This window comes from Heyndrickxia sp. MSNUG, assembly GCF_049532715.1.
In the GTDB taxonomy this organism is placed as follows: Bacteria; Bacillota; Bacilli; order Bacillales; family Cytobacillaceae; genus Mesobacillus.
Window position 1 is genome coordinate 796,601 of record NZ_CP150978.1, and the last position, 13,826, is coordinate 810,426.

Below are 13,826 nucleotides of genomic sequence, written 5' to 3' on the forward strand. Positions count from 1 at the left end.
AGGATTAGGTAATGGGTACGCAGGAAACGCCACAGCAAAGATTCAAGGAATTGCTGCAGGACATTTATGTAATTGGGCAAGAAGCTGAGCATATAGAAACAAATGAATTAATCCTAGAAATAAAAAAGAAGCTTTCAGCAGTGTTAGAGAATACGCATTAATAATAGTCGTTACTAGGGGTTGCATAAAAATGAAAAGACTCTTAGATTTATTTAGTTCCATTTCGCTTCTTATCATGTTATCGCCAATTATCATTTCTACTGCCATTTTTGTAAAAATGAAGTTAGGTTCGCCAGTAATCTTTAAGCAAAAAAGACCAGGATTACATGAGAAGCCCTTTTATCTTTATAAGTTTAGGACAATGACAGATGAACGAGATCGAAACGGAAATTTACTTTCGGATGAAACCCGCCTGACACCAGCTGGACAATTTTTAAGGAAATACAGCCTGGACGAATTGCCGCAGCTTATTAATGTGTTAAAAGGCGATCTCAGTTTAGTAGGTCCAAGACCACTTTTGATGGATTACCTTACGCTTTATTCAGAGGAACAGGCAAAGCGCCATCTCGTGAAGCCAGGGATTACAGGGCTCGCTCAAATAAGCGGGCGAAATACTCTCTCATGGGAAGAAAAATTCAAACTCGATGTTTGGTACGTTCAAAATCAATCATTTCTACTAGATCTAAAAATATTATGGCGAACATTTTATAAGGTCATCCAGTCCGAAGGGGTGACACAGCCAGGCAATGTGACGATGGAACCATTCAAAGGCTCAAACTCTATTGTAAAAGAGGGGCACGGATGAAAATTGCCATTATTGGTCAGGGTGGACATAGTAAAGTCATTAGAGATGTTATTCGAGCAATGGAAGGTGCAGAAATAGTTGGCTGCCTGGACGATAAATTTAAAACTGAATTTTATCATGAGCAAGTCTTTTATGGACCGGTGAATTCAGCTATAAGGTTCGCGAATGATTTTCCCGAAGTGAAATTTATTGTCGCAGTTGGAAATAATCAAGTAAGAAAGCAGATTGTTGATTGTTTGGGTTTACCTTCAACTTTCTATACAACATTGATCCACCCAACAGCTCATATAAGTCCGCACACTTCCATAGGTCCTGGAAGTGTCGTGATGCCATGTGCCGTGGTAAATTCAGATGCTCGAGTTGGAGCTCATGCAATCATTAATACATGCGCGGTTGTCGAGCATGATAGTGATATTGAAGATTTCGTCCATATCTCTCCGAATGCAACGCTCACAGGGAATGTAACGGTGAGGGAAGGCGCGCAAGTGGGAGCAAGTGCAACCATCATTCCTGGTATGGAGATAGGGAAGTGGGCAATAGTTGGAGCAGGAGCGACAGTGATCAACCATATTCCAGCAAATTGCACTGCAGTAGGTGTGCCTGCAATTGTGAAAATGAAAGAAGTTACTGGGGGTGTATAAATGGTAAATACAGCTGTTCAAAAAAGAATCTATCTCTCATCACCGCACATGAGTGGCAATGAACAAAAATATATTAATGAAGCTTTCGAAACAAATTGGATAGCCCCACTGGGTCCAAATGTTGATGCATTTGAAAAGGAAATAGCCGCTTATACAGGAGTCAATGAAGCTGCAGCCGTCAGTTCCGGAACGGCAGCGATTCATTTGGCTCTTTCTTTATTAGGAGTAGAAAAAGGCGATACAGTTTTTTGTTCAACGTTGACCTTTATCGCAAGCGCAAATCCAATTCTATATCTAGGTGCCGAACCGGTGTTTATCGACTCAGAGCCAGAGACGTGGAATATGTCGCCAATTGCACTGGAAAAAGCTTTGAGGGAGGCAGATTCAAATGGCAAACTTCCTAAAGCAGTGATTGTCGTTAATTTGTATGGCCAGAGCGCCAAGATGGATGAATTGACAGCTTTATGCGAGCAGTATGATGTTCCTATGATTGAGGATGCTGCGGAATCTCTTGGTTCCTCTTATAAAGGTAAACCAAGTGGCTCTTTTGGTCAATTTGGAATTTTTTCTTTCAACGGTAATAAGATTATTACCACTTCTGGTGGAGGAATGCTCGTTTCGAACGATGCAGCGTCAATCCATAAAGCCCGATTCCTGGCGACACAGGCGAGAGACCCAGCACCGCATTATCAGCATAGCAAAGTCGGTTACAACTACCGGATGAGCAATGTTTTAGCTGGAATTGGAAGAGCGCAATTGAAGGTATTAGAGGAACGAGTCGAAGCAAGAAGAGCTATTTTTGAGCGGTATCAGCTAGAATTATCAGGAATACCGTGTATTCAATTTATGCCGGAATTAAACGGAACTTATTCAAATCGATGGCTGACAGCAATGACGATTGATGAAAAAGAAGCGGTTATTTCAGTAAACCAACTAATAGAGTTTTTAGCTGCAGAAAACATTGAAGCGAGACCAGTCTGGAAGCCCCTTCATATGCAGCCATTATTCAAGACTGTTAAGTACTATTCGCATTACGAAAACGAAAGTGTTTCAGAGGAATTATTCGCCAATGGAATTTGCCTCCCATCTGGATCAAATATGGAGGAACTGGACCAAACAAGAGTAATCAATCGTATTAAAAATTTTATGACGGTAAAAGAGGTTGAAAGAAGAATAGTTTAATATCCAAAGGATAATGAGGTAACTTTCATGATTGGAAAAAATTTATCTGAACTGAGAAGAAGAAAGAAATTGAGCCTTTCTGAACTATCTGATCGATCCGGCATCTCCAAATCATATTTAAGCAACATAGAACGGGATGTACATAAAAATCCATCAATTCAGATCCTGGAGAAGATATCGGTTGTATTAGATGTTGACCTTAATGCATTGTTGATAAATGGTCATAGTACAGAAAAGGTACTCCAAGACAAAGAGCTTTATGAATTTGTAGAAGAATTGAAAAAAACAGGGATTAAAAAAGATAACATTCAAGAGTATAAACAACTAATTGATTTTATTAAGTGGCAAAATCAAAATGTAGGAGTCAAAAAATAAAATGGCCAGAAAACAAAAAATTCCTAAAATCATCCATTACTGTTGGTTTGGAAGAGGAGAAAAGCCCGAGATTGTTCAAAGGTGTATGAGTAGCTGGAAAAAACATTTGCATGATTATCAATTTGTTGAATGGAATGAAGATACTTTTGATATTAATGCGAACGATTATGTGAAAGAAGCGTACGAATCTGGAAAATACGCTTTTGTTAGCGATTATGCAAGAGTTTATGGGTTATATCGTTATGGCGGAATTTACCTGGATACAGACGTGGAAGTCTTTAAAAGCTTTAATGATTTACTGCATCATGAGTCATTTTGGGGTTTCGAACAAGAAAATTATATCGCCACTAGCACGATTGGAGCAGCAAAAGGAAATCCAATCATTGAGATTTTCTTAGATTCATATAGAGGAAAAAAATTCATTAAAAAAGATGGTAGCTATGATGATCTTACGAATGTAGCTATTGTAACGAAGCTTTTGAGCTCTCAAGGATTAATTATGAATGGAGAGTATCAAGAGTTAGCGGGTTTAGCAGCCTTTTACCCGCAGACTTATTTCTCTCCGTATGATTACATTAATTGTAGAAAGTTTATTTCTGATAACACTTATGCCATGCATCATTTTTATAAGAGTTGGTTATCTGCGAAAATAAGATTGAAGAGTAACTTGAAATCAATAGCGGCAAAGTTAATTGGAGGAGAGAATGTCGCGAAACTAAGAAAAGTTGTCTCAAGGAATTAGGTGAAAAAATTTGCACAGTTACGAAATAGATACTAAATTACCTAGGGTTACTATAATTATACCAGTCTATAATTCTGCAGAATTTATATCTGATTGTTTAGAAAGTGTGTTACAACAATCCTATAAAAATCTTGAAATAATAATTATTAATGATGGATCAACAGATAATAGTGAAAAGATAATTAAAACGTATATGAAAGATAAGAGAATAAAATACTTATCTCAATCTAATAGAGGTCCTGCTGAAGCCAGGAATGCTGGTATTAATTTTGCTAGTGGTGAATATTTAGTATTTATAGATGCAGATGATACAATTGAACAACTTTATATTGAATCCCTTCTAGTGAAAATTCATAATTCAAAATCTGATTTAGTTTGTAGTGGGTATATTGATTTATCAGAATATGGAATAAAAAAACATATAGACTTTGAAATTGGTGAAGAAACATCTGTTCATGATTTTGCGGAAATGGTGTGCCAGGGAACAGGTGGAGTACTTTGGAGTAAAATTTTTAAGAAAGAAATCATCATAAAACACGATCTTCAGTTAGATAAAGATTTATATATGTCAGAGGATTTAGTGTTCGTACTTAGATACGCTTCTCATTGTGAATCCTTTAGTATGATTAATGAATTTCTTTATAAATATAATAGACTTAACCAGAATAGTATTAGTTCAAATGTTTCTATTCATTATCTAGAAAATTACATAAACGTTTGTTCTAGAATAGAAAAAATACTAACAGAAATTAAATTAAGTGATGAAAAAATAACAGGGATAATTAACAAAAGAATGCAAGAAACATTATTACAACTTGTAATTAGAGAAAGTCTAAATTTAGATAAAATCGGATTGGATATAACCGTACAAAACATAAAAAGAATTTATAACAATCAAGTAATACAAATGCACATAGAGAATTATAGAACCCAAAAGATCATTTATAAGCCATTAATTATGTTAATAAAAAGACAAAACTTTAAATTAGGTATTTTTTATAGTTTTAGTTTGAATAAAATTATTAAATTTAAAAAAAATCTTTTAAATGGGTGGATATCTTATGAAACGAAAACTACTCTTCGTAATTGATTCATTAAACATAGGTGGAGCAGAAAAGAGTCTCGTTTCGCTGTTGAATTTATTAGATTATAAAAAATTCGATGTTGATTTGTTAATGTTTAGTACTGGCGGGGACCTGGTCCCCTATTTGCCACAGCAAGTAAATATTTTACCTGTACCGAATTATTTTTGTTATGTGACAAAAGGAAGGAATTATAAAAATGAAAAAATAAAATTACTCTACCCTAAAATAAAAACTTCATTTTTATTAAGAATGAATAATTATAAGAAAATGCCTTTACATACAGAACAGGTGGTCTTCAAAAGTATTTATAAAATTATTTCTCCTCTTACTAATATTTATGATGTTGCAATTGCATACAGTCAAGGAATGCCTACCTACTTTGTTGCAAATAAGGTAACAGCCTATAAGAAAATCGCATGGATAAATACCGATTATGAAAAGACTAAATATAATAAAGATTTAGATTATGAATCATACAAAAAAATCGATTCAATTGTTGCTGTTTCTCAAAATACCAAGGACTCAATTACTAACGTTAAATCTGAATACTTAAATAAGGTTCAAATTATTTTAGATGTGGTAAATCCTAAAATGATAGAAAGAATGGCCGAAGAAATTCAAGTAAATGAATTTAGTGAAGGTCAAATAAACATTTTAACTGTTGGTAGGCTAGTACCAGTAAAATCTTATGATTTAGCCATTGAAGTTGCCAAGCTATTAAAAAATAGTAATTATAAATTTAAATGGTTTTTTATCGGGGAAGGGCCAGAGAGAAAAACTTTGGAAAAGTTAATATCTTCGTATGACTTGAATGAACATATAGTTTTACTTGGGAAAAAGCTTAATCCGTATCCCTATATGAAAAATTGTGACATATACGTTCAGACATCTATTAAAGAAGGTTTTGGATTGACTGTATGTGAAGCAAAGATTTTAAAGAAACCTATAGTATGTACAAATTTCCCTACAGCAAGTGAAATTATTAGTCATAATAAAGATGGATTAATAGTGCAATACGATGCCGAGTCTATTTATAATGGAATAAAAAAATTCATAGATGATTTCAATTACAAACAAAAGATGTTAAGTAACCTCAAATTAGAACTTCCGTACAATTCGGTGGACCAAATTAAAAACTTTCATAATATAGTTGAATTATAAGGGTGGAACTAGATATGAAAAAAATTTTTGTGGAAATTTATCTGCAGTTTAACCTTGGTGATGATTTATTCTTAGATACAATTGCAAAACAGTTTCCTGAATGCGATTTTACAATTAATTATTTAGGCTCGCATTATGATAAATTCCTTAAGAATTATCCGAATGTAAAAAGGAGAAAATATAATATTTTTAATAAACTTGGGCAGAGATTAAAATTAACAGATTCGATAACAAACTATAATGAAGTAGCGAAAGAACATGATGCCTTATTATTTATTGGGGGCTCTATATTTAGAGAGGAAGAGTATCATAAACCTTTGTATAATGATAGGCTGAAATTGATTATGGAATTCAAGAAAAGTAATAAACCAGTTTATATACTGGGTGCTAATTTTGGACCGGTAAAAACTGAGGGCTTTATTAATGACTACAGAAACCTATTTCAACTCTGTACAGACGTATGCTTTAGGGATTTATATTCTTATGAATTATTTAAGGAACTCAAACAGGTTCGATATGCACCTGATATAATCTTTCAAGTAGATTTAACAAAATATAAGGACAAAACAGTGGAAAACCATGTAGGATTTTCAATAATTGATGTTAGACATAAACATGGTTTATCTAATTACTATGAGGAGTATATAAATAGTACAGTAAAGTCTATAACACTTTTAGTTAATAAAGGTTATAAATGTTCATTGATGTCATTCTGTGAAAAAGAGGGAGATCTTGATATTATATATACTATTTTGGATAAATTACATCCTAATATTTCAAGATGCGTAACTATATACAGCTATGACGGGAATTTAAAAGAAGCTATTAACTTAATAGCTTCTTTTAATTTGTTTATAGCTGCTAGATTTCACGCAAATATACTCTCGCTATTATTAGGCATCAAATTATTGCCGATAATTTACAGTTCAAAGACTATTAATATGTTAAGAGATATTAAATTCAATAATTGTAATGTGAAAATGGATAATCTGGAACTACAATACGATGAAAGTGTTCTTAGTAATTTAGATCAAAAAGTGTTAAACATTGGTGACATTATTAAAAATGCAGAGAAACAATTCACTAAATTGAAAGAATTTACCAAAAACGAAACCGGATATAGAGGAATAGTATGAAAAAAAAGGTACTATTTATGGTAATAAACATGAATGTAGGCGGAACTGAAAAAGCTTTATTAAATATGATAGATGTAATGCCAGAGGAGCAGTATGATATTACGATTTTGATGTTGGAACCCTATGGAGGGTTTTTAGGCTCTATTCCTGATGGGGTTAAAGTAGAATATGTAAATGGTTATTCACAAATGAAAGATATTCTTAATAACCCTCCAAAAATAGTTGTTATGAACTTTCTTAAGCAATGGAAACTATTACAAGCATTCTATTATCTTATTTTATTTCTAATTACATCAATCAGTAAGGAGAGGAGTTTGCTTTTTGCTTCCTTATTGCGTCATTACCCTATTAATCAAAATGAATACGATGTTGCAGTAGCTTATGCAGGCCCAATGGACTTCATAAGCTATTTTATTGTGAAAAAAATTAAGGCGAAGAAAAAGTATCAATGGATTCATTTTGATATTAGTAAAATTGGTTTCAATGTTAAGTTCGCATCTCAATTTTTTGTCAAATTCGATAAAGTTTTCGCTGTTTCAGAAGAAGGTAAGAAGGAGATAGTTAACTTAGTACCAACAGTAAAGAATAATACAGAAGTCTTTACAAATATTACGATTCCAGAAAAAATAATCAACCTGGCGAAAGAGGGGAATGGATTCCAGGATAATTTCAACGGATTAAGAATCTTAACCGTAGGACGGCTTAGCAAAGAAAAGGGGCAGGATTTGATCATACCAGTTTTAGCAAGGCTTAAACATGAAGGCTTTAATATACGCTGGTACTGTATTGGGGAAGGAAATGGCAGGAAAGAGTATGAAGCGATGATAAAGGAATATGATGTTGAGAATGACTTTATATTATTGGGGTCCCACTCCAATCCTTATCCTTTCATGCAGCAATGTGACTTATACGTTCAGCCATCCAGGCATGAAGGATACTGCCTGACAATGGCGGAAGCTAAATGCTTCAATATTCCAATTGTCAGTACTAAATTTGCTGGAGTTAGCGAACACATAGCACATGAGAAGACAGGATTAATTGTAGAGTGCAATTCTACTAGTATTTATCAGGCAGTTAAAGTTTTATTACAAGAATCAAGGTTGAAAGATGAACTTAGATTTAATCTTAAATCACTTAATATAGCTTCCCGCCTTAAGAAAATAGATTTATAACCGTTGATGAATTCCATTTTTAAGTCAGAGGTGTGAGTGAATGAAAAAAATTCTTTTTATGTTGAGCAGCATGAATATTGGGGGAGTTGAAAAATCATTGCTCTCCTTATTATCAAATATGGATAAAGAAAAGTACGATATAACCCTCCTATTGTTAGAAAAAAAAGGAGGATTTCTTCCATTTGTACCAGATTGGGTGAAGGTAAAAGAAGCATCTTGGTTCACTAAAGTCAAGCCGGTTATTTTGCATTCGCCACATAAGACGGTTCGTGAATATATTGTAAGAGGAAGCTTTCAAAGAATTCCCGGTTTCGTGACTATATATTTTATTTCAAAGAAATTTGATGATCGATACCTTTATTATAAATATGTAATGAAGAACATTCCGCCAGAATCAACAAAATATGATTTAGCAATAGCTTACCAGGGACCTACTGACCTGATTGATTTTTATATATCTAAAAAAGTCCAAGCAGAAAAAAAAATATCATGGATTCATTTTGATGTGTCCAAACATGAGATAAATAAAAAATTATATGAAAAATTATATTCCAAGTTCCATGAATTAGTTGTGATTTCGGATGAAGCAAAAAAACAGCTAGTACATCAAATCCCATCTACACAAGGTAAGACAAGAATCGTTCCTAACATTATCAATGCTGAATTGATTGAGGAGATGTCAAAAGAAACAATAACTTTTGATGATAAATATAATGGTTTGAAGATTATAACAGTTGGCAGGCTGTCTGAAGAGAAAGGGCAGGATTTAGCTGTAAGGGTGTTATCAAAGCTAAGAGAGAATGGTTTTAATGTTAGGTGGTACTGCATAGGGGAAGGGAGATACAGGGGAAAACTGGAGGCTTTAATTAAGGAGTTTGGACTGGAAGAAGACTTTATCCTCTTAGGTTCAAAAACCAACCCTTATCCTTACATGGCTCAAGCAGATATATACGTACAAACATCAAGGCATGAAGGGTTTTGCTTGACTTTAGCCGAAGCAAAATGTTTGGCTAAGCCAATAATTACTACCAACTTTATTGGTGCATATGAACAAATTGTCGATGGGGAAAATGGTTATATAGTAAATCTAAACGAAGAAGAAATTTATTTAAGGATAAAATTTCTAATAGAGCATGATGGGAAGAGAGTTAGTTTGATAAAAACGTTATCTAAAAACAGAAAAAAGAAGGAGCAACCTCAATTCTCTTTTTTCTAACAGAAGAATATTAAAGATTAAATAGTAGGATGAAGAGGAATAGCCTTTTGAAATAAAGTTTGTGAGGTAATCGATTCAAAGGTATAAGAAAGAAATCATTGTGGAGGTAGTGTGAATGAGATGGTAGCTGAAAGATGAGAACAGAACATTCAATAAAAAACATTTCCATAGGGATCCTGTCCCAAATAATTCTAGTTTTATTAGGCTTTATTACTCGCAAGATCTTTGTGGACAGCTTGGGTATTGAATATCTTGGGATAAATGGGTTACTGACAAATGTACTGTCCGTAATGGCTTTAGTGGAGAGTGGGATAGGGATAAGTATTGTTTATAATCTGTATAAGCCGCTCGCAGATGGTGATAAGCCAAAAATCATAGCTTTAGTTCAGGTTTACAAGAAAGCTTATGGGTTCCTTGCGTTGATAGTAACGCTCTTAAGTATTTTTTTATTCCCTTTTTTGGATTTACTTATGAAGGATGGAGGAAATATTAAGAATTTGGGATTGATATATTTCCTTTTTGTATCCAAAAATATCGTTTCCTATTTAAATGCACATAAATGGTCACTGATCAATGCTGATCAAAGGGGATATGTCCTTGCAAAAGTAAATCTATTGTTTCAGGTAACCACAATGATTGTAAGGATTATAATTTTAATAATCACAAACAGCTTTATACTATATCTGACAATAGAACTGGCATTGTATATTATTCAAACCATTTATAATGGAAAGGTAGTAAATAAAAGATATCCTTATATTAAAACTAATGAGATATATTCTCTGGATATTAAAACTAAAGAAAACTTGGTTAAAAATGTAAAAGCCATGTTTATGCATAATATAGGAGGATTTTTGGTCTTTGGGACAGATAATCTTTTAATTTCTTCATTTATTAGTGTAGCTACTGTTGGTTTGTATTCAAATTATGTAATGATTACCTCACAGTTATCTTCTTTGGTAAATCCAATACTGGGGGGGATTGGTGGAAGTGTAGGGAATCTGATCGCTACTGAAAACGGAGAGAAAAACTATTCGATTTTCAAGGTTTCATTTCTAGTGAACTTCTGGGTTTTTTCACTTAGTGTAATTTTTTTATATAACTTATTAGAGCCTTTTATTAACTGGTGGATAGGTGAGCAATATATTTTAAACCACCTATCATTTATTTTTATTTTGATTAACTTTTACTTAACAGGTATGCGTACAGCGATTGCAACCTTTAAAAATAAAGCAGGTTTGTTCACACAAGATAAATATGTGCCAATCTTTGAAGGCTTAATTAATTTAATTTCTTCATTAATCTTGGTTAAGTTTTATGGATTAGCAGGGATATTCATGGGAACTACTTTAAGTACTTTACTGACTATATTTTGGACACAACCAATTATAGTTTACAAGAATGTTTTTAAGGTAACTGTAAACTCTTATTTTATGAAGTATGCGTTTTATCTATTTTTAACACTGTTTGTTGGTTATATAACCACACTAGTCACCAATACTTTTACAAACGATGAAGGATTATTAGATTTAATATTAAAGGGATTGGTTTGTTTGATAGTGCCGAATCTGTTTTATTTCTCGATTTTTTATAAAACTGAAGAATTTATGTATATTTGGAAGATAGTTAGAAAACGGAAATCCAAACTAGCCCTTCAAAGTGAAACGTTATAGAATTAATTTCCTGAAAATGAAAAAGCAGCACTTTGGATTGCTGCTTTTAAATTTTTACTTAATTACCATTTTTATTTTATAACCAAGTCTATTGTAGGAGAACTTAATTGGAGAAAATAAAGACTTATAAAATTAATAGTAAAGCGTCTAGCCTCTTAGATTATATTAGATTCTTATTTGCTTTGATACTTTTCTTGTTTCATTTCTATGCTCCATTGCCATACTTAGTTTAGTTTTAACACCAAAGTGGACAAAGCTACAGTTGGGGATTTTCGGTGATGACTAAAAACTCCTAGATAATCTATCAACCACACTCCAGTTAAGAATGTTTTTTTAAAACAGTGTTTCTATGAGTATAGTGAGTATTATTTTGCCAATTTATAATCCAGGTGAGATTTCGTATAGCGTATATTTGGTACATATACCAGTAATGGTGTTAGTGCATTTATCATTTAAATCCATTGTATCCAAGTATCTATTATTTATATTAGTACCATTAGTTATTATTCCTATAGCTTATTTAAGTAATAAATTTATTGGAATTCTTTCTATAAACTTTGAGAAAAAATAATTATGAGGATGGAAAAGTATTCTTTTAAGGTGTCTAGTATTAGCAAAATAAAAAATAAAAAAATTTTTAATAATAATTAAGATGAAAATATTTTTTTGGAGGTTAAAATATGAAGGAAAGATTTTATGAATTAGATGCCCTGCGAGGGCTATCAGCACTCGCTGTACTTTTCTTTCATTATACATATTTCTATGAACAATCATACGGACATGTTAAAAATGATTATTTTCTAAGCTTTAAATACGGTAGTTATGGGGTCCACTTATTTTTTATGATAAGTGGTTTTGTTATTTTTATGACACTTATAAATACAAAAGGTCTAACAGACTTTATTTTCAAAAGGATCGCTCGACTTTATCCTGCATATGTTTTTTCAGTAACTTTAACATATACATTTATTGTTTTCATAGGTTTAGAGGGAATGAATATCAGTTTTAAGGATTATCTATTTAATCTAACTATGTTCCAAAGCGTCATTCCTGGAATAGGTATCAATTTAGTGGATGGATCATATTGGAGCTTAGGTATTGAGATAACATTTTAAATAATTAGTATGTTTTTTATCGCTGTAGGTTTAATAAGAAAACCAATACTTTTATCGACTTTATGGTTATTAAGCATTTATATAATAAAAATTCTCTATTTAAATGACCTAATTCACCCTGTTTTAGGGGACTTAGGCATAATAAATTACTCAAATTTATTCATTGCAGGCATACTGTTTTATCTCTTAAGGAATAACAATTTAGTAATTTACCATATCCTTCTTGGATTATCCTTGCTTTACCAATTTGCTTTTTCTAGTTTTTTTTCAGGGATAGTAATAAGTGTTTTTTATGGTGTATTCTACTTACTAATCAATAATAAACTTGGTTTCTTAAAAGGGGAAATTCTTAACTTTTTAGGCACGATATCATATAGTCTATATTTGGTTCACCAAAATATTGGATATATCATTATTGATTCTTTAGAGAATAATGGATTAACTCATGAAATCTATATAATAATACCGTTATTTCTATCTATTGCAATAGCCTCTGTAATAACTTTTTATATAGAGAAACCAATTCAAAAATCTCTTATAAAGAAATATAAATCTAAATCTAGATCAAATGACCATAAAACCATATTAAAGAGAAGTATAAAAATCGTTTAATATCAGTTTTGTTTGGGCAGTCACATATATACCAACTGGATAAATAATGAGAATTATACATACCTTGGTATGATTCTTTTTTCTTATTTAATAATAATATAGAAGGACGTTATTCATGCAATTAATATTAAGAAAATTATTTTTTATATTCCTTACCATTGGATATTTGTCATTAATATGGCTCCAATCAAGCCACTTCGATCCAGAAAGCTTATCTCCCATATCGAGCGCTATTAACAAAACTGTATATTTGCTAGTAGGTGCAAGCCTGGAATTAGCCCATATATTTGAATTCGGTATTCTATACTTATGTATCATACTGGTCTTCCTTAGCTTTGGAACATTGAGGAGATGGCAAGAAGTCATAGCTGTCACCATAGCTCTATCATATGGTCTAGTCGATGAAATCCATCAGCTATATATACCTTTTCGATCTTTTTCTTTAATCGATCTGTTGAAGGATGGTATTGGTGTGTTTGTTTTTTGGTGGGTTATCAACCGCAGCTATTACTATAAAAGGAATTCTCGAGTAGGGCAATGGTTAAGAAGTGTGAATAAAGTATCATGATAAATTATTTGTCGAAAATAAATTCTTTAAAAAGAACGAACGGTGTTTTATAATTCAAAAAGAATAGTAGTTTGAATTGTGCATTTAATACACTATTATTTTGGTTTTGTTGTTCTATATAATGAACAAGAGGGGGATAATAGATGAAAGAGAAAAATGTTAATAGTCGTCCAATCGTATTAAGCCATCAGCCAATTCAGTTTGAAACTTCGCAAAGTTGGAACAAAGGCCATGGACCAGTATCAGGTGATCCTGGAAAAAGTGATGGAGATAAATATCCACATGATCCCTATGACCCGAAAAAGGACCATCCAAATAAGCCATAAGAAATAAATTGAATAAA

General features: G+C 32.4%; 15 protein-coding genes. All 15 read left to right on the top strand.

Annotated features, from left to right (window positions below):
• Positions 1–11 precede the first annotated feature (11 nt).
• The 15 genes from AABM38_RS03940 to AABM38_RS04010 all read left to right on the top strand — a co-directional run bounded on the left by AABM38_RS03940 (position 12) and on the right by AABM38_RS04010 (position 13,809).
• On the top strand, positions 12–161 hold the full coding sequence (locus AABM38_RS03940; protein ID WP_423409236.1) for a hypothetical protein: 150 nt from the start codon (positions 12–14) through the stop codon (positions 159–161).
• Positions 162–190: 29 nt separating this feature from the next.
• Positions 191–805, top strand: a complete 615-nt coding sequence (locus tag AABM38_RS03945) for a sugar transferase (RefSeq protein WP_423409237.1) — start codon at positions 191–193, stop codon at positions 803–805.
• Positions 802–1,446 (top strand): acetyltransferase, encoded by a 645-nt coding sequence (locus AABM38_RS03950; protein WP_423409238.1) that lies wholly within the window; start codon positions 802–804, stop codon positions 1,444–1,446. Before AABM38_RS03945 ends, AABM38_RS03950 begins: the two co-directional genes overlap by 4 nt.
• The gene (locus AABM38_RS03955; RefSeq protein WP_423409239.1) at positions 1,447–2,628 is read left to right on the top strand and encodes a DegT/DnrJ/EryC1/StrS family aminotransferase; all 1,182 of its coding nucleotides are present in this window, start codon (positions 1,447–1,449) and stop codon (positions 2,626–2,628) included.
• A gap of 27 nt (positions 2,629–2,655) precedes the next feature.
• Positions 2,656–3,003, top strand: a complete 348-nt coding sequence (locus tag AABM38_RS03960) for a helix-turn-helix domain-containing protein (RefSeq protein WP_423409240.1) — start codon at positions 2,656–2,658, stop codon at positions 3,001–3,003.
• Position 3,004: 1 nt separating this feature from the next.
• The gene (locus tag AABM38_RS03965; RefSeq protein WP_423409241.1) at positions 3,005–3,745 is read left to right on the top strand and encodes a glycosyltransferase family 32 protein; all 741 of its coding nucleotides are present in this window, start codon (positions 3,005–3,007) and stop codon (positions 3,743–3,745) included.
• A gap of 10 nt (positions 3,746–3,755) precedes the next feature.
• On the top strand, positions 3,756–4,835 hold the full coding sequence (locus AABM38_RS03970) for a glycosyltransferase family 2 protein (protein ID WP_423409242.1): 1,080 nt from the start codon (positions 3,756–3,758) through the stop codon (positions 4,833–4,835).
• Positions 4,807–5,991 (top strand): glycosyltransferase, encoded by a 1,185-nt coding sequence (locus AABM38_RS03975; RefSeq protein WP_423409243.1) that lies wholly within the window; start codon positions 4,807–4,809, stop codon positions 5,989–5,991. The genes AABM38_RS03970 and AABM38_RS03975 overlap by 29 nt, the downstream gene beginning before the upstream one ends.
• Positions 5,992–6,005: 14 nt before the next feature.
• Positions 6,006–7,127, top strand: a complete 1,122-nt coding sequence (locus tag AABM38_RS03980; protein WP_423409244.1) for a polysaccharide pyruvyl transferase family protein — start codon at positions 6,006–6,008, stop codon at positions 7,125–7,127.
• Positions 7,124–8,299: a glycosyltransferase gene (locus AABM38_RS03985; protein WP_423409245.1), complete on the top strand. Its 1,176-nt coding sequence runs from the start codon at positions 7,124–7,126 to the stop codon at positions 8,297–8,299. Before AABM38_RS03980 ends, AABM38_RS03985 begins: the two co-directional genes overlap by 4 nt.
• Positions 8,300–8,339: 40 nt before the next feature.
• Entirely contained in the window at positions 8,340–9,515 is a 1,176-nt protein-coding gene (locus AABM38_RS03990) for a glycosyltransferase (RefSeq protein ID WP_423409246.1), read from the top strand.
• Positions 9,516–9,649: 134 nt separating this feature from the next.
• On the top strand, positions 9,650–11,188 hold the full coding sequence (locus AABM38_RS03995; protein WP_423409247.1) for a lipopolysaccharide biosynthesis protein: 1,539 nt from the start codon (positions 9,650–9,652) through the stop codon (positions 11,186–11,188).
• A 680-nt stretch (positions 11,189–11,868) separates the two neighbouring features.
• Complete coding sequence (locus AABM38_RS04000; RefSeq protein WP_423409248.1) at positions 11,869–12,303, top strand: acyltransferase family protein; 435 nt, start codon at positions 11,869–11,871, stop codon at positions 12,301–12,303.
• Between the two features lie 727 nt (positions 12,304–13,030).
• Positions 13,031–13,483: a VanZ family protein gene (locus AABM38_RS04005; RefSeq protein ID WP_423409249.1), complete on the top strand. Its 453-nt coding sequence runs from the start codon at positions 13,031–13,033 to the stop codon at positions 13,481–13,483.
• A 143-nt stretch (positions 13,484–13,626) separates the two neighbouring features.
• On the top strand, positions 13,627–13,809 hold the full coding sequence (locus tag AABM38_RS04010) for a hypothetical protein (RefSeq protein WP_423409250.1): 183 nt from the start codon (positions 13,627–13,629) through the stop codon (positions 13,807–13,809).
• Positions 13,810–13,826: the final 17 nt, after the last annotated feature.